The organism is Variovorax sp. 01T432 (genome assembly GCF_056398605.1).
Genome location: NZ_JBFTPS010000026.1, coordinates 1 through 14,460, shown reverse-complemented (window position 1 = coordinate 14,460; position 14,460 = coordinate 1). Strand labels below are relative to the sequence as shown.

The window sequence follows — 14,460 nt, the reverse complement described above, 5'->3', positions numbered from 1 at the left end:
AAGGAGCCTGCGCATGCCGCATCTGGTGATTCTCTACACGCCCAACATCGAGCCGGAGACCGACATGTCGGCGCTGTGCCGCTCGCTGGCCGACACCATGCTCGCGCAGCGCGACGACGCGGGCAAGCCGGTGTATCCGATCGGAGGCACGCGCGTGCTGGCCTATCCCGCGGCGCACTACGCGGTGGCGGACGGCAAGGCCGACTACGCCTTCGTCTACCTCAACGTCCGCATGGCCGCGGGGCGCGCCGACGCCGTCAAGAAACGAGTCGGCGACGCGCTGGTCGAGACCGCGAGGCGCCATTTCGAGCCGCTTCTTGCCCGACGCCCCATCGGCATCACGCTGCAGATCGACGAGGCCGCGGGCCAGGTCTACGACGGCAAGCACGGCAACCTGCATCCGCTCTTCAACTTATAGCCATGCTCGACAAAAATATCATCCAGCAGCTTGCCGCCGACCTGCACGAGAGCGAGAAATCGCGCGTGCAGCTGGAACATTTCTCCAAGCGCTTTCCCGAGATGACGGTCGAGGACGGCTACGCGATCTCGCGCGCGTGGGTCAAGGCCAAGCTCGCCGAAGGCCGCGTGGTGAAGGGCCACAAGATCGGCCTCACCTCGCGCGCCATGCAGCAGGCCAGCCAGATCACCGAGCCCGACTACGGCACCCTGCTGGACGACATGTTCTTCGAGCAGGGCGGCGACATTCCCTTCAAGCGCTTCATCGCGCCGCGCGTCGAGGTCGAGCTGGCCTTCGTGCTCGGCAAGCGCCTGCAGGGGCCCCACGTGACAATCTTCGATGTCCTGGCCGCCACCGACTACGTGGTGCCCGCGATCGAGATCATCGACGCGCGCATCGAGCAGTTCGACCGCCACACCAAGGCGATGCGCAAGGTCTTCGACACCATTGCCGACAACGCGGCCAATGCCGGGATCGTGACCGGCGGGCGTCCGGTGAAGCCCGACGCGATCGATCTGCGCTGGGTCAGCGCCCTGCTCTACAAGAACGGCGTCATCGAGGAATCGGGCGTTGCCGCCGCCGTGCTCAACCATCCCGCCACCGGCGTCGCCTGGCTCGCCAACAAGCTCGCGCCCTGGGACGAATGCCTGGAGGCGGGCGAGATCGTGCTGGGCGGTTCCTTCACGCGGCCGACGACCGCGCTGCCCGGTGATACCTTCCATGCCGACTACGGGCCGCTCGGTTCGATCTCCTTCCGCTTCGTCTAAAGGACCTCTCATGCAGACCCCCCTCAACCCCTTCAAGCAGGCCCTGGCCGAAAAGCGTGCCCAGATCGGCCTGTGGCTCGGCCTGGCCGACGCCTACAGCGCGGAGATCTGCGCCGGCGCCGGCTTCGACTGGCTGCTGATCGACGGCGAGCATTCGCCGAACGGCCTGCAGAGCGTGCTGCAGCAGGCGCAGGCGATCGCCGCCTACCCGGGCGCCAACGCGATCGCGCGCGTGCCGCTCGGCCATGGCGACGCGGGCACGGCGCTGATCAAGCAGTACCTCGACCTCGGCGTGCAGACCATCCTGGTGYCGATGGTCGACACGGCCGAGCAGGCGCAGGCCATCGTCCGCGCCATGCGCTATCCGCCGCACGGCATTCGCGGCATGGGCGGCGCCCGCGCCTCGCGTTGGGGCCGCTATACGGCCTATGCCAGGGAAGCCAACGACCGGGTCTGCCTGCTGGTGCAGGCCGAGTCGCGCGAGGCGCTGGCCAACCTCGACGCGATCGCGGCAGTCGACGGCGTCGACGGCGTCTTCATCGGCCCGGCCGACCTGTCGGCATCCTTCGGCCACCTCGGCAACTCCGGCCACCCCGAGGTGCAGGCCGCCATCGAGGACGCGATCGCGCGCATCCAGCGCGCCGGCAAGGCCGCCGGCATCCTGACCCCGGACGAGGCGCTCGCCCGCAAGTACCTTGAACTGGGCGCCCTGTTCGTCGCCGTCGGCCTGGACACCAACCTGCTGGTGCGAACCACCAGCGCGCTGGCCGCGCGCTTCAAGGACGGCGCGAAGGCCGTGGCGGCCGGCGGCACCTATTGATGAACCCATCCGCGCCGCCCGCGGCGGCGCGACGAATCTTGAAGCATCCCTGTCAGGAGGCATCCCCACCATGAACACCCTGGTCGCCGCATCGGATTCCTCGCGAGTCCATCCCGCCATCCACCCCGACGAGCGCGCGGCACGCCTGCAACTCGCCGCGTGCTATCGCGTCTTCGCGATGCTCGGCTGGACCGAGATGATCTATAACCACATCACGGTGCGCCTGCCCGACAGCGTGACCGGTGGCGAGAAGCAGTTCCTGATCAACCCTTTCGGTCTGCACTACAGCGAGGTCACGGCGAGCAACCTGGTGAAGATCGACCTGCAGGGCAAGGTGCTCGACGGGTCGACATGGCCGGTGAACCCCGCCGGCTTCACGGTGCACGCGGCCCTTCACGACAGCCTGCCCGGCGCGCATTGCGTGATGCACACCCACACCACCGCGGGCGTGGCCGTGGCCTGCCTGCAGGGCGGCCTGCAACAGACCAACTTCTACACCGCGCAGCTCCACGACATGGTCGCCTACCACGACTTCGAGGGCATCACCATCCATGCCGACGAAGGGCCGCGCCTGCTCAAGAGCATCGGCGACCGGCAGGCCGTGATCCTGCGCAACCACGGCCTGCTGGCCTGGGGCTGGACGCTGCCGCAGGCCTTCGCCGTTCTCTGGACGCTGCAGCGCGCCTGCGAGATCCAGATGGCCACGCTCTCCATGGGCCCCGCCATTCCGGTGCCCGAAGAAGTTGCGCGCCGCTGCACGCGCGACGCCCTCCAATTCAACCCGGACCACGGCGCCGGCCGCGACGTGTTCGACGCCTTGGTCCGCCAGGTCGACAAGATCGACGACAGCTACAGGAACTGAAGGATGAAAGTCTGCATTTACGGGGCCGGCGCGATCGGCGGCTGGCTCGGCGTGCGGCTCGCGCAGGCGGGTTGCAAGCTCGACGTCGTCGCGCGCGGCGCCACGCTGGAGGCATTGCGGCGCGGCGGCCTCTCGGTCGTGAACACCCAGAGCGAATCGCGCACGACGGTGCGCGTCAATGCCAGCGCCGACCCGAAGGACCTGGGGGTGCAGGCGCTGATCGTGGTGGCCGTGAAGGCACCCTCGCTGCCCGCCGTGGCGCAGCAGATCGCACCCCTGCTCGGCCCCGACACCATCGTGCTCACCGCCATGAACGGTGTCCCGTGGTGGTTTCTCCAGGGCGGCTTCGGCGGCGCCCTGGCGGGGGCGCAGCTCCAGGCGGTCGACCCGGGCGGAAAGATCGCCGAGGCGATCCCGGCGCGGCACGTGATCGGCGGCGTGGTGCACGCGAGCTGCTCGCTGGACGCGCCCGGCGTGGTGCGCCACCACTTCGGCAACGGCCTCATCATCGGCGAGCCCTCGGGCGAGGCCACGCCGCGCGCCCAGGCGCTGTTCGAGCTGCTGGTGCGTGCCGGCATCGAGGCGCGCCTGTCGCCGCAGATCCAGAAGGACGTCTGGTACAAGCTGTGGGGCAACATGACGGTCAACCCCATCAGCGCGCTGACCGGCTGCACCACCGACAAGATCCTGGCGGACGACCTGGTGCGCGGGCTGGTGTCGACCATCATGCTGGAGGCCAAGGAGATCGGCGCGCGCATCGGCATCCCGATCGCCGACAGCCCCGAGGATCGCCACGCCGTCACGCGCAAGCTGGGCGCCTTCAAGACGTCCATGCTGCAGGACGTCGAGGCAGGCCGTCCGGTCGAACTCGACGCGCTCACGACCGCGGTGCGCGAGCTGGGCCAGCTGGCTGGAGTGGCCACGCCCTTCACCGATGCGCTGCTGGGGCTGGCGCGGCTGCGGACCCGGCAGCTCGGGCTCTACTGAAGGCCTTCAGCGCTTGAGCATCACGCGCAGCGCCTGGGGCAGCGAATCCACCTGCGGCATGAAATGGTCCAGCGCCATGCCCAGCAGCACCGCGCAGAACAACGCGCCGAGCAGCGGCTTCCAGGTCAGCCGCACGGCGGCGGCCAGCCACCCTGCGCGCGCGACACGCACGGCGGCGCGTGCCGAAACGTACGAGAACGCAAGCTCGATCGCCACCGCGAGCAGCGCGTCCCAGCCGAAATAGAGCAGCACCAGCGCCCCGGCGCCGAATACGATCGCCACGCCGATCAGGAAGATCGCGACCACTGGCACCGCGACGACCGCGCCTTCATCGGCTCCCGCGGCAAGGTCGAGCGCTCCGCGCGCGATACTGCCGGCACCGTGGTCGCCACCGCCCGCATCGAGGCCGAGCGGCGTGCTGGGACAGCCGCCCGCCGCCAGGTCCGGCAGCTCGGGATTGAGACGGGTGTCCTGCGTCACCAGCCGCGCCGCCCACCAGCGCAACACCAGCAGATAGCCGACGTAGCTCGCGCCCAGCGTGAAGAAATAGCGAACCGCCAACGAATGCACGCCCAGGCGCATCTGAGCATAGGACGCCGCCCACATCAGCAGCAGCATGAAGGTGCCGATCGTCAGCCCGTGCGTGCGCAGGCTGTGATTGCGGTGAAGGTCGCGCTCGACCTGCGTTTCCCACAGGCGCACCGAGCGCCAGTCAGAGAGGACCCTCAAGACCGCGGCCCTTCAGTCGACCACGACCGGCACGCGCGGCGCCACCGCGCACATCAGCTCGTAGCCGACGGTGCCGCCCGAGCACGCCACCTCGTCGATCGACAGCAACGCGCCGCCCGATGCACGCCCCCAGAGCGTCACCTCGCTACCGTTGATGGCGTCGGGTACCGGCGTGAGGTCGACGGTGATCATGTCCATGCTGACGCGGCCCACCATGCGCGTGCGCACGCCATTCACCAGCACCGGCGTGCCGGTCGTGCAATGGCGCGGGTAGCCGTCGGCATAGCCCACCGCGGCCACCCCGATGCGCAGCGGCGCGTCGGCGGTGAAGCTCGAGCCGTAGCCGATGGTGTCGCCCGCCTTGATTGTCTGAACGCCGATCAGCCGCGTCGCCAGCGTCATGGCCGGCTGCAGCTGCCAATGCGCCGCGTCATGTTCGGGAAAGTCCGGGGCGCTGCCGTAAAGCATGATGCCGGGCCGCACCCAGTCGGCCCGCGTGGCGTTCGCATGGCGCAGCGTGGCCGCGCTGTTGGCGATGGAGCGTTCGCCCGGAAGGCCTTCGGCGGCCCGCTCGAAGACCTCGAGCTGGTGCGCGATGCCGCGGGCGCCGTCGGCGTCGCTGAAGTGCGTCATCAGCGAAATCTCGTCGACCTGCGGCAGCGCGTTCAGGCGCGTCCAGGCGGAGCGAAAGCGCTCCGGCGTGAAGCCCAGACGGTTCATGCCCGAATTCAGCTTGAGGAAGACGCGATGCGGCACCTGCGTCTTGTGGGCGGCCAGCATGTCGATCTGGGCGTCGCAATGCACCGTGTGCCACAGGCCGAGCCGCGAGCACAGTTCCAGGTCGCGGGCGTCGAAGACGCCTTCGAGCAGCAGCACCGGCCCGCGCCAGCCCAGCGCGCGAACCCGTTCGGCTTCGGCCAGGTCGAGCAGCGCGAAGCCGTCGGCGGCGCGGAAGGCGTCGAACACGCGCTCGATGCCATGTCCGTAGGCATTGGCCTTGACCACCGCCCAGACGCGCGAGTCGACCGCCGCGCGGCGCGCGCGGTCGAGGTTGTGGCGCAGCGCGGCGGCATGGATGGTGGCGAGGATGGGACGCGGCACGGCAGAAACCTGATCAAAAGCGGAAAACACTCACACAAAAGCGCACCGTCTAGTAGCGCATGCGAGTCATTTTGACATTCCAACCCCATGCTATAACCGCGCAGCCGCCTTCCGGGGAGGCCATTCTTCCACTATCGCCAGCAGTCCCACTCCCTGGCAAGCCAGCCCATCGATGAAGCGCGGTTTCTACACGATCATGTCGGCCCAGTTCTTTTCGTCGCTGGCCGACAACGCGCTCTTCGTGGCGGCAGTGGAACTGATGAGAACCAGCGGTGCACCGGAATGGCAGCGCGCGGCCCTGGTGCCGATCTTCACCATCTTCTACGTGGCGCTGGCGCCCCTGGTCGGCGCATTCGCCGACGCACTGCCCAAGGGCAAGGTGATGTTCATCAGCAACGCGATCAAGGTGGTCGGCTGCCTGATGATGCTGTTCGGCTCGCATCCCCTGCTGGCGTACGCGATCGTCGGGCTCGGGGCGGCGGCCTACTCGCCCGCCAAGTACGGCATCCTGACCGAACTGCTGCCGGCTTCGCAGCTGGTCAAGGCCAACGGCTGGATCGAAGGCCTGACGATCGCGTCGATCATCCTGGGCATCGTGCTCGGCGGCCAGCTGGTCGGCCACACGCTGTCGAGCCATCTCCTCGCCTTCGACTTCCCCCTCATCGACACCGGCGTCAGAACGCCCCCCGCGGCCGCGATCTCGGCGCTGATCCTGGTCTACATCCTGGCCGCATGGTTCAACACGCGCATTCCCTCCACCGGTGTCGAGATGCGTCCGCTGCGCGCCAACGCGAGGCATGGGTTCCTGCGCAACATGTGGTCCTTGCTGCCTGATTTCTGGCACTGCAATTCGCGCCTCTGGCGCGACAAGCTCGGGCAGATCTCGCTGGCCACGACCACCCTCTTCTGGGGAGCGGGCGGCAACCTCAAGTACATCGTGCTGGCCTGGGCCTCGCTGGCGCTCGGCTACAACACGGCGCAGGCCTCGTCGCTGACCGGGGTCGTCGCCATCGGCACGGCCGTCGGCGCCATCGTGGCGTCGGTGCGCATGCGGCTCGACATGGCGACCCGGGTGATTCCGATGGGCATCGGCATGGGCGTGCTGGTGATCGGCATGAACTTCATCAACAACATCTGGGTGGCGGTGCCCTTCCTGATTTTGCTGGGCGGCCTGGGCGGCTTCCTGGTGGTGCCGATGAACGCGTTGCTGCAGCACCGCGGCCACAACCTGATGGGCGCCGGCCGGTCGATCGCCGTGCAGAACTTCAACGAGCAGGCCTGCATCCTGTTCCTGGGCGCGTTCTACAGCGCCTGCACCGGCCTGGGCCTGTCGGCGTACTCCGCCATCACCGCCTTCGGCGTCGTGGTCGCCGGCTTCATGTGGCTCATCAAGCGCTGGCACATCGCCAACCTGCGCAAGTATCCGGAAGAGGTCCAGCACCTCCTGGCTATTGCGCGCAGCGATAAACACCACTGATCTGGGCTCACCCCCAGGCTGCGCGCACTTCGTGTCGCTTCGCCTTCCCCCTCACCGGGGGCAACACCGGCGGCCCGGCGGAGCCGGTTCCGCGGTGTTCACGAGCTCTGGGTCCGGGGCTCGGTGTTTGCGCGAAGCGGGGGCGGGGGCGATGATGGAAACTCCTCCAATCTGAAAGACTTGCAATGACCAGCGTCTATGACTTCGAAGCCACGCAGATCGACGGGGCGTCGGTGCCGCTTTCCAGGTTCAAGGGCAAGGTGCTGCTGATCGTCAACACCGCAAGCAAGTGCGGGTTCACGCCACAGTTCGAAGGACTGGAAGCGCTGTACGAGAAATACGCCGGCAAAGGACTCGCGGTGCTCGGCTTTCCGTCGAACCAGTTCGCCAGCCAGGATCCCGGCACCAACGAAGAGATCGGCGCCTTCTGCGTCCAGAACTACGGCGTGACTTTCCCGATGATGGAGAAGATCGAGGTCAACGGCCCGGGCGCGGCACCGCTCTACAAATGGCTCGTCAAGGAAGCACCAGGCTTCCTGGGCAGCACGGCCATCAAGTGGAACTTCACCAAGTTCCTGGTCGGCAAGGACGGGCAGGTGATCAAGCGCTACGCACCGATGGACACACCCGAATCCATCAGCCGCGATATCGAAGCCGCGCTGGCAGCCTGAGACCGCCGGTCGCGCGCGGTCAGAACCTGAAGTCAGCCGACTTCGGCCCGCCACCCAGTGTGACGGGCTGCGTCTTGGTGATGCCCTCGGTCCCGGCCTCGACGGTGTAGCGCCCCGCGGGCAGGTCGATCAGGCACACGGGGCCGTTGGCGCGCAACGAGAGCGCCGTGGCCCCACCGGCATCCTTCACGGTCACGGCAACATCGGCCAGGTACGCGCCATTGGCGCGGGCGAAGAGCAGCGACAGCGCATGCTCCTTCATGGCCGCGCGCATGGCGGTGGATTCGTCCACGCCGATGCCCCCGCACACGTACTGCCCGGCCCCCTGGCTCTTCATGGACGGCATCGCGCCCTGGGCCTGCGCGATCCACGGGATGGCGGCGGCGCACACGGTCACGGCGGCAGCACGGAAAAAGGATTGGGAAGGGATGCGCATCGACTGTCTCCAGCATTGAACAGTCGGCAAGCCTGGCGCACCGCGGCGCGGCGCAGGGTCGGACCGCAGCCCCTTTGCCTGTGCGTCCAGGTCGCGATCAGGCCGCCGGTTGCGCCTTGAGGGCCTCGTCGAGCAGTTCCACCCAATGCCGCACGGGCAACTCGCTGCCGCTTTGCAGGTGCGTGATGCAACCGATGTTGGCCGAGACGATCGTCGTCGGCCGCAGCTGGTTCAGGTGGCCCAGCTTGCGGTCGCGCAAAGGGTAGGCCAACTCCGGCTGCAGAACCGAATAGGTGCCGGCCGAGCCGCAGCAAAGGTGGGATTCGTTGGCGGCGACCTGCACGTCGAAGCCGAGCGCGCGCAGGTTCTGCTCGACACCGCCGCGCAGCTTCTGGCCGTGCTGCAGCGTGCAAGGCGGGTGGTAGGCCACCACGCCCGCGGGCGCCGTGACGCGTGCCTTCAGCGCCGGCACGATCTCCGGCAGCAGCTCGCTCAGGTCCCGCGTCAGCGCGCTGATTCGCTGCGCCTTGGCGGCATAGGCCGCGTCCTCCCTGAGGATGTGGCCGTACTCGCGCACGGTGACGCCACAGCCCGAGGCGTTCATCACGATCGCCTCCACCGCGCCGCCTTCGACCTGAGGCCACCAGGCATCGATGTTGGCACGCATCTGGGCCTTGCCACCCTCCTGGTCGTTGAGGTGGAACCTGACCGCGCCGCAGCAGCCCGCGCTGGGCGCGATCACCGCCTCGATGCCCGCCGCGTCGAGCACGCGCGCCGTCGCGCTGTTGATGTTGGGCGCCATGGATGGCTGCACGCAACCGGCCAGCATCAGCATCTTGCGGGCGTGCTTTCGGGTGGGCCAGGCGCCTGCGGCCTGCGGCGCCGGCACCTTGGCCTTGAGCTTGGCCGGCAGCAGGCCGCGCACCGCCTGGCCCAGCTTCATCGCCGGACCGAAGAACGGCGACGGCAGCGCCTCCTTCAGCGTCCAGCGCAGCGCGCTTTCCAGCGGCGGGCGCGGTACCTTGGCGTCGACGATCTTGCGGCCGATGTCGACCAGGTGGCCGTACTGCACGCCGCTCGGGCAGGTGCTTTCGCAGTTGCGGCAGGTCAGGCAGCGGTCGAGGTGCAGTTGCGTGCTGCGGGTCGGCGCCTTGCCCTCGAGCACCTGCTTGATCAGGTAGATGCGCCCGCGCGGACCGTCGAGTTCGTCACCCAGCAGCTGGTAGGTCGGGCAGGTGGCGGTGCAGAAGCCGCAGTGCACACACTTGCGCAGGATCGCTTCGGCCTCGCGGCCGTCCGCGGTGCCCTGGAATTCGGGAGCGAGTTCGGTTTGCATGCGTTCTTGTCAGCGGGTCAGTTCAGGGGATAGAGACGGCCGCGATCGAAAACGGCGTGGGGGTCGAACTCGCGCATCAAGGCGCGATGAATGCGTTCCAGTGGGGGGCTCAGGGCGTCGAATCGGCCGATCTTGCCGGCGCCCTCGCCCGCGGGCATGAAGAGCGAGGCGTGCCCGCCGGCCGCATGCGCCGCCGCCCGCACGCGCTCGCCCTGCCCGGGGGGCGTCAGGTACCAGCGTTGTCCGCCGTGCCATTCGACGAGCGGCGAGCCTTCGAGCGCCAGCACCGGCGCCGTCTGCGGCACCGACACGCGCCACAGCTCGCGCGCGCCTCGATCCCTGAACCATGGAAGCTGGAAGTCGCGTGCGGCCTCCCACTCGGCCCGGGCGCGCGCGTCGTCTTGCAGCTCGCCGCCGAGATGGGCGCAGGCCGACGCAACCGCGGCGACCGCGCCGCGCAGACGCAGCCACAAAGCGCCGCCGGCGCCGTCCGCCGCCCAGCGGCTCGCGTTCAGCGGCAGCGGCTGGCCGCCCCAGCCGTTGAGCAGGCGCAACGCGTCGGCCTGGTCGCATTCGAAGCGGAGCGTGGCTTCGGAGGGCGCCAGCGGCAGCACCTTGAGACTGACTTCGGCGATGAGGCCCAGCGTGCCCAGGGAGCCGGCCAGCACGCGCGACACGTCATAGCCCGCGACGTTCTTCATGACCTGCCCGCCGAAGCTGAGCACCTCGCCGCGGCCGTTCACCAGCATGGCGCCCAGCACATAGTCACGCACCGCGCCCACGCTCGCCCGCGCCGGTCCGCTGAGGCCGGCGGCGACCATGCCGCCCACCGTGCCGGCCTCCCCGAAGCGCGGCGGCTCGAAAGGCAGGCATTGGCCTTGCGCCGCAAGCACGGCCTCGATTTCGGCCAGCGGCGTGCCGGCGCGCGCCGTCACGACCAGCTCGCTCGGCTCGTAGCTGGTGATGCCGGTGAGGCCGGTGGTGGAGAGCGGCTCGCCTCGCGGCGGCTCGCCATAGAAGTCCTTGGTGCCGCCGCCGCGAATGCGCAGCGACCCGGCGTTGGTGGCGGATGCGCAGGCGCGTATGCGCTCGACGATCTGGCTGAGAGCGGAATCCATGCGCGCGATGGTACCGCTCGCGGCGGGCCCGTCCGGCGACGCGGCGCGCGCGGGCGCTAGTCCTCGAAGAAATGAACAGGGAGCCCCGGCGTTTCCACGCGCACCGACAACACATGGCCCGATGCCGGCCGCTGCTCGAGTTCCGAGTCCGGCCGGCCCCGCCGCGCACTCGTGACGAACAGCGTGCGCAGGTCGTCGCCGCCGAAGCAGGGCATGGTCGGACACTGGACAGGCGTCGGCAGCGCAGCCACCTGCTCACCCGTGGGGGCGAAGCGCAGCAACTGGCCGCCCTCGAACATCGCCACCCAGTAGTAGCCTCCGGCGTCGATGGTCGCGCCGTCGGGTCGGCCTTCGTAGCGCACAGGCGACTCGGGCGTCCAGCCCGCGGGCTTGGGGTCGAACTGGTGAAAGGTGCGAGGGGACGACAGGACGTTGGGCCTGGCGGCCCAGTCCCAGGTGCGCACCTGGTGCGCCGCGGTATCGGCCCAGTAAACCGTCCGGGCATCGGGCCCGAAGGCCAGGCCGTTGGCGGTGGTGGCTTCATTGGCCATCTGCGTGAGCACCGGCGTCTGGCCGCCGCGCGCGTCGAGGCAATAAAGCGCCGCGTTGGGCCGGTCCTTGGCCTCGTTGAGCGTGCCGCCCCAGAAGCGGCCGAGGGGGTCGCACTTGCCGTCGTTGAAGCGCATGGTGCGCGTGTCGTGGGCGACGCGCGCGAGGGGCCGGAGTTCACCGCCCCATGCATTGGCGCGGTAGATGCCGTCGCGCAGCGCGATCACCAGGCCGCCGCTGCGGGCCGGCGCCATGCAGCCGGGCTCGGACGGCATGTGCCAGCGCTCGACGCTGGCCTGACCGATCTCGCCGCGGGTGCGCAATACCAGGCGGCCGGGAATGTCCAGCCAGTAGAGCGCGCGTTCCTGGGGGTGCCAGAACGGCGATTCGCCGAGCTGGCAGAGGCTGTCGTCAAGAGTCGTCCACATGGGCCCATTAGGCCAAAAAAATGGCCCGCTGGCGCGAAGCGCTGCGGGCCGAACATCCAGGAGGAGACTCTCGCTTGAAAATTCTTCCTTCTTCGAAGCGGGCCGCGCTGGGGCGGCCCGCCCGGAATCAACGGTTGTAGGCGGTCTCGCCGTGGGACGAGATGTCGAGGCCTTCGCGCTCTTCTTCTTCGCTCACGCGCAGGCCGATCGTCAGGTCGGTGATCTTGTAGGCAAGGAAGGAAACCACGCCCGACCACACGATGGTCAGCACCACGGCCTTGAGCTGGATCCAGACCTGTGCGCCGATCCCGTTGGAGATCGTGGCGGCCGTGACCCAGTCGCCCACCAGGCCGGGGCCACCCAGCGATTGCGTGTTGAACACACCGGTCAGCAGCGCGCCGACGATACCGCCGACACCGTGCACGCCGAACACGTCGAGCGAGTCGTCCGCGCCGAGCATCTTCTTGAGACCGTTCACGCCCCACAGGCAGGCGAAGCCGGCGATGAAGCCGACGATGATCGCGCCCATCAGGCCGACGTTGCCGGCGGCCGGGGTGATGGCCACCAGGCCCGCAACCGCGCCGGACGCAGCGCCCAGCATCGAGGCCTTGCCGCGCATCAGCGCTTCACCGATGCACCATGCGAGCACGGCGGCAGCAGTGGCCGAGAAGGTGTTCATGAAGGCCAGCACGGCGCTGGTGCCTGCTTCGAGGGCGGAGCCGGCGTTGAAGCCGAACCAGCCGACCCACAGCAGCGAGGCGCCGACCATGGTGAGCGTCAGCGAGTGCGGCGTGAACGATTCCTTGCCATAGCCGATGCGCTTGCCGATCAGGACGGCACCGACCAGGCCCGCGACGGCGGCGTTGATGTGCACCACGGTACCGCCGGCGAAGTCCAGCGCGCCCCACTGCCAGATGAGACCGGCCTTGGAATTCATCGCATCGACCACGTCCTTGCTGGCGTAGGCGTCCGGGCCCATCCAGAACCAGACCATGTGCGCGATCGGCGCATAGCTGAAGGTGAACCACAGCGCCATGAACAGCAGCACGGCCGAGAACTTGATGCGCTCGGCGAAGGCGCCGACGATCAGGCAGCAGGTGATGCCCGCGAAGGTGGCCTGGAAGGCGGCGAACAGCAGCTCGGGAATGTAGACCCCCTTGCTGAAGGTCGCGCCCGGGGCGAACACGCCGGTGGCCGGATCGAAGATGCCCTTCATGAACAGCCGGTCGAAGCCGCCGACGAAGGCGTTGCCCTCGGTGAACGCGAGGCTGTAGCCGTAGATCATCCACAGCACGACGATCATCGAGAAGGTGACCATCACCTGCATCAGCAGCGACAGCATGTTCTTGCTGCGGACCAGGCCGCCGTAGAACAGCGCGAGGCCGGGGACGGTCATCATGATCACGAGCAGCGTGGAAACCATCATCCAGGCGGTGTCGCCCTTGTTGAAGGAGGGCGCGGCGGCTGCCGGTGCTGCGGCTGCGGCCGGTGCCGCGGCCGCGGCATCGGCGGGTGCCGCCGCCGCGGGCGCGGCAGGGGCGGGCGCCGCGGCAGGTGCTGCCGCAGCGGGTGCAGATGCTTCAGCTGCGGGCGCCGCGGTGGTCTGGGCAAGACCGGCAGTGCCGGCAAGCAGCACGCTCAAGCCGAGCGCGATAGAGACGATCAGTTTTTTCATTTGGGTGTTTCTTTCGTGCCTTGTCAGAGGGCGTCCCGGCCCGTTTCTCCGGTACGGATGCGAACGACCTGCTCCAGGTCGTAGACGAACACCTTGCCGTCGCCGATCTTGCCGGTGCGGGCCGCGCCTTCCACGGCTTCGATGACGCGCTCCACGAGCTCGTCGGCCACCGCCGCTTCGATCTTGACCTTCGGCAGGAAGTCGACCACGTACTCGGCGCCGCGGTACAGCTCGGTGTGGCCCTTCTGGCGACCGAAGCCCTTGACTTCCGTCACGGTGATGCCCTGCACCCCTATCGCCGAGAGCGCTTCGCGCACTTCGTCGAGCTTGAACGGTTTGATGATGGCTGTGACCAGCTTCATGATGTTTCTCCTACAGATGGAACGGAATGACCCGGCGTGGGGCCGGGCCTGGTCATGACTAGAGGGTCTTGGTCAGCGTGACGATGGCGCGGGCCTTGTTGATATCGCCGAAGTAGCTCTTCTTGTTGGCGCCCTGCACGCCGCCGTACAGGCTCACGCCGCTGCCGAAGTCGTAGGAGACGCCGAGGCCGTAGTCGACGTAGTTGGGGATTTCCACGCCGGTCTGCGCCAGGGTGAAGTCCTTGATGCCGCCGGCGAAGCGCGTGTAGCCGACCGAGGCCTTGAGCGTCAGCTTGGGAACGATTTCCTGCGCGTAGGCCAGGTTCAGGTAGCCGGTGTTGCGGCCCTTGAAGCCCGAGCCCGCCTTGTAGCCCGCGGCTCCGAAGTAGTCATTGGAGACGGTGTGCGAGTACTTGAGGGTCAGGGGGCCCCAGGTTCCGGCGCCATACAGCTCGGTGGTGTTGCCGTTGCTGTTGCCGGGGTAGACGTAGCTGAGCACGCCCACATCCCAGTCGAGGCCGGCGCCCTTGAACTTGTAGCCGCCGTAAAGGTCGCTTTCGATGCTGTTGCCCGACAGCCAGTCGACGCTGGAGTTCCAGTTGCCGATGTACCAGCCGGTCTCGCCGAAGGCGTAGTCGAAGCCGCCCTGGATCGCGGGCTTGAACGCCTTGTTCTTGCTCGTGTC

The 14,460-nt window shown here is 68.3% G+C and carries 16 protein-coding genes; 7 read left to right on the top strand and 9 right to left on the bottom strand.

From position 1 onward, the window contains the following. The first annotated feature begins 13 nt into the window (after window positions 1-13). The 5 genes from AC1DNF_RS19745 to AC1DNF_RS19725 all read left to right on the top strand — a co-directional run bounded on the left by AC1DNF_RS19745 (window position 14) and on the right by AC1DNF_RS19725 (window position 3,893). Complete coding sequence (locus AC1DNF_RS19745) at window positions 14-418, top strand: 5-carboxymethyl-2-hydroxymuconate isomerase (protein ID WP_478150308.1); 405 nt, start codon at window positions 14-16, stop codon at window positions 416-418. A gap of 2 nt (window positions 419-420) precedes the next feature. Beyond that, on the top strand, window positions 421-1,224 hold the full coding sequence (gene hpaH, locus AC1DNF_RS19740; RefSeq protein ID WP_478150307.1) for a 2-oxo-hept-4-ene-1,7-dioate hydratase: 804 nt from the start codon (window positions 421-423) through the stop codon (window positions 1,222-1,224). A gap of 10 nt (window positions 1,225-1,234) precedes the next feature. Further along, entirely contained in the window at window positions 1,235-2,044 is an 810-nt protein-coding gene (locus AC1DNF_RS19735; protein ID WP_478150306.1) for an aldolase/citrate lyase family protein, read from the top strand. A 70-nt stretch (window positions 2,045-2,114) separates the two neighbouring features. Further along, the gene (locus AC1DNF_RS19730; RefSeq protein ID WP_478150305.1) at window positions 2,115-2,906 is read left to right on the top strand and encodes a class II aldolase/adducin family protein; all 792 of its coding nucleotides are present in this window, start codon (window positions 2,115-2,117) and stop codon (window positions 2,904-2,906) included. A 3-nt stretch (window positions 2,907-2,909) separates the two neighbouring features. Continuing rightward, entirely contained in the window at window positions 2,910-3,893 is a 984-nt protein-coding gene (locus AC1DNF_RS19725) for a 2-dehydropantoate 2-reductase (RefSeq protein WP_478150304.1), read from the top strand. Between the two features lie 6 nt (window positions 3,894-3,899). Here AC1DNF_RS19725 and AC1DNF_RS19720 read toward each other — a convergent pair whose 3' ends face one another. Next, entirely contained in the window at window positions 3,900-4,622 is a 723-nt protein-coding gene (locus AC1DNF_RS19720) for a hypothetical protein (protein ID WP_478150303.1), read from the bottom strand. 12 nt (window positions 4,623-4,634) lie between these two features. Further along, complete coding sequence (gene alr / locus AC1DNF_RS19715) at window positions 4,635-5,723, bottom strand: alanine racemase (RefSeq protein WP_478150302.1); 1,089 nt, start codon at window positions 5,721-5,723, stop codon at window positions 4,635-4,637. A 172-nt stretch (window positions 5,724-5,895) separates the two neighbouring features. Between alr and lplT the strand changes: the two genes are divergently transcribed. Together lplT and AC1DNF_RS19705 are read left to right on the top strand one after the other, a co-directional pair. Further along, window positions 5,896-7,200: a lysophospholipid transporter LplT gene (gene lplT, locus AC1DNF_RS19710; protein ID WP_478150301.1), complete on the top strand. Its 1,305-nt coding sequence runs from the start codon at window positions 5,896-5,898 to the stop codon at window positions 7,198-7,200. Between the two features lie 185 nt (window positions 7,201-7,385). Further along, complete coding sequence (locus tag AC1DNF_RS19705) at window positions 7,386-7,871, top strand: glutathione peroxidase (RefSeq protein ID WP_478150300.1); 486 nt, start codon at window positions 7,386-7,388, stop codon at window positions 7,869-7,871. A gap of 19 nt (window positions 7,872-7,890) precedes the next feature. Here AC1DNF_RS19705 and AC1DNF_RS19700 read toward each other — a convergent pair whose 3' ends face one another. The 7 genes from AC1DNF_RS19700 to AC1DNF_RS19670 all read right to left on the bottom strand — a co-directional run. Further along, window positions 7,891-8,307: a carboxypeptidase regulatory-like domain-containing protein gene (locus tag AC1DNF_RS19700; protein ID WP_478150299.1), complete on the bottom strand. Its 417-nt coding sequence runs from the start codon at window positions 8,305-8,307 to the stop codon at window positions 7,891-7,893. A gap of 97 nt (window positions 8,308-8,404) precedes the next feature. Continuing rightward, on the bottom strand, window positions 8,405-9,643 hold the full coding sequence (glcF, locus tag AC1DNF_RS19695; protein ID WP_478150298.1) for a glycolate oxidase subunit GlcF: 1,239 nt from the start codon (window positions 9,641-9,643) through the stop codon (window positions 8,405-8,407). A gap of 17 nt (window positions 9,644-9,660) precedes the next feature. Further along, window positions 9,661-10,761 carry a glycolate oxidase subunit GlcE gene (gene glcE, locus AC1DNF_RS19690; RefSeq protein WP_478150297.1) on the bottom strand — a complete coding sequence of 367 codons (1,101 nt, stop codon included), beginning with the start codon at window positions 10,759-10,761 and terminating at the stop codon, window positions 9,661-9,663. 56 nt (window positions 10,762-10,817) lie between these two features. Continuing rightward, entirely contained in the window at window positions 10,818-11,738 is a 921-nt protein-coding gene (locus AC1DNF_RS19685) for an SMP-30/gluconolactonase/LRE family protein (protein WP_478150296.1), read from the bottom strand. Window positions 11,739-11,865: 127 nt separating this feature from the next. Beyond that, window positions 11,866-13,413: an ammonium transporter gene (locus AC1DNF_RS19680; RefSeq protein ID WP_478150295.1), complete on the bottom strand. Its 1,548-nt coding sequence runs from the start codon at window positions 13,411-13,413 to the stop codon at window positions 11,866-11,868. Window positions 13,414-13,436: 23 nt separating this feature from the next. Next, window positions 13,437-13,775 carry a P-II family nitrogen regulator gene (gene glnK / locus AC1DNF_RS19675; protein WP_093385440.1) on the bottom strand — a complete coding sequence of 113 codons (339 nt, stop codon included), beginning with the start codon at window positions 13,773-13,775 and terminating at the stop codon, window positions 13,437-13,439. A gap of 58 nt (window positions 13,776-13,833) precedes the next feature. After that, the coding region (locus tag AC1DNF_RS19670; RefSeq protein WP_478150294.1) for a TorF family putative porin at window positions 13,834-14,460 on the bottom strand (627 nt) is incomplete at its 5' end.

What these genes read in the sequence shown, in the direction of transcription:
- AC1DNF_RS19745 (WP_478150308.1), top strand. Translation starts at nt 14, where the DNA reads ATGCCGCATCTGGTGATTCTCTACACGCCCAACATCGAGCCGGAGACC.
- hpaH (WP_478150307.1), top strand. Translation starts at nt 421, where the DNA reads ATGCTCGACAAAAATATCATCCAGCAGCTTGCCGCCGACCTGCACGAG.
- AC1DNF_RS19730 (WP_478150305.1), top strand. Translation starts at nt 2,115, where the DNA reads ATGAACACCCTGGTCGCCGCATCGGATTCCTCGCGAGTCCATCCCGCC.
- AC1DNF_RS19725 (WP_478150304.1), top strand. Translation starts at nt 2,910, where the DNA reads ATGAAAGTCTGCATTTACGGGGCCGGCGCGATCGGCGGCTGGCTCGGC.
- lplT (WP_478150301.1), top strand. Translation starts at nt 5,896, where the DNA reads ATGAAGCGCGGTTTCTACACGATCATGTCGGCCCAGTTCTTTTCGTCG.
- AC1DNF_RS19705 (WP_478150300.1), top strand. Translation starts at nt 7,386, where the DNA reads ATGACCAGCGTCTATGACTTCGAAGCCACGCAGATCGACGGGGCGTCG.
- AC1DNF_RS19700 (WP_478150299.1), bottom strand. Translation starts at nt 8,307, where the DNA reads ATGCGCATCCCTTCCCAATCCTTTTTCCGTGCTGCCGCCGTGACCGTG.
- glcF (WP_478150298.1), bottom strand. Translation starts at nt 9,643, where the DNA reads ATGCAAACCGAACTCGCTCCCGAATTCCAGGGCACCGCGGACGGCCGC.
- glcE (WP_478150297.1), bottom strand. Translation starts at nt 10,761, where the DNA reads ATGGATTCCGCTCTCAGCCAGATCGTCGAGCGCATACGCGCCTGCGCA.
- AC1DNF_RS19685 (WP_478150296.1), bottom strand. Translation starts at nt 11,738, where the DNA reads ATGTGGACGACTCTTGACGACAGCCTCTGCCAGCTCGGCGAATCGCCG.
- AC1DNF_RS19680 (WP_478150295.1), bottom strand. Translation starts at nt 13,413, where the DNA reads ATGAAAAAACTGATCGTCTCTATCGCGCTCGGCTTGAGCGTGCTGCTT.
- glnK (WP_093385440.1), bottom strand. Translation starts at nt 13,775, where the DNA reads ATGAAGCTGGTCACAGCCATCATCAAACCGTTCAAGCTCGACGAAGTG.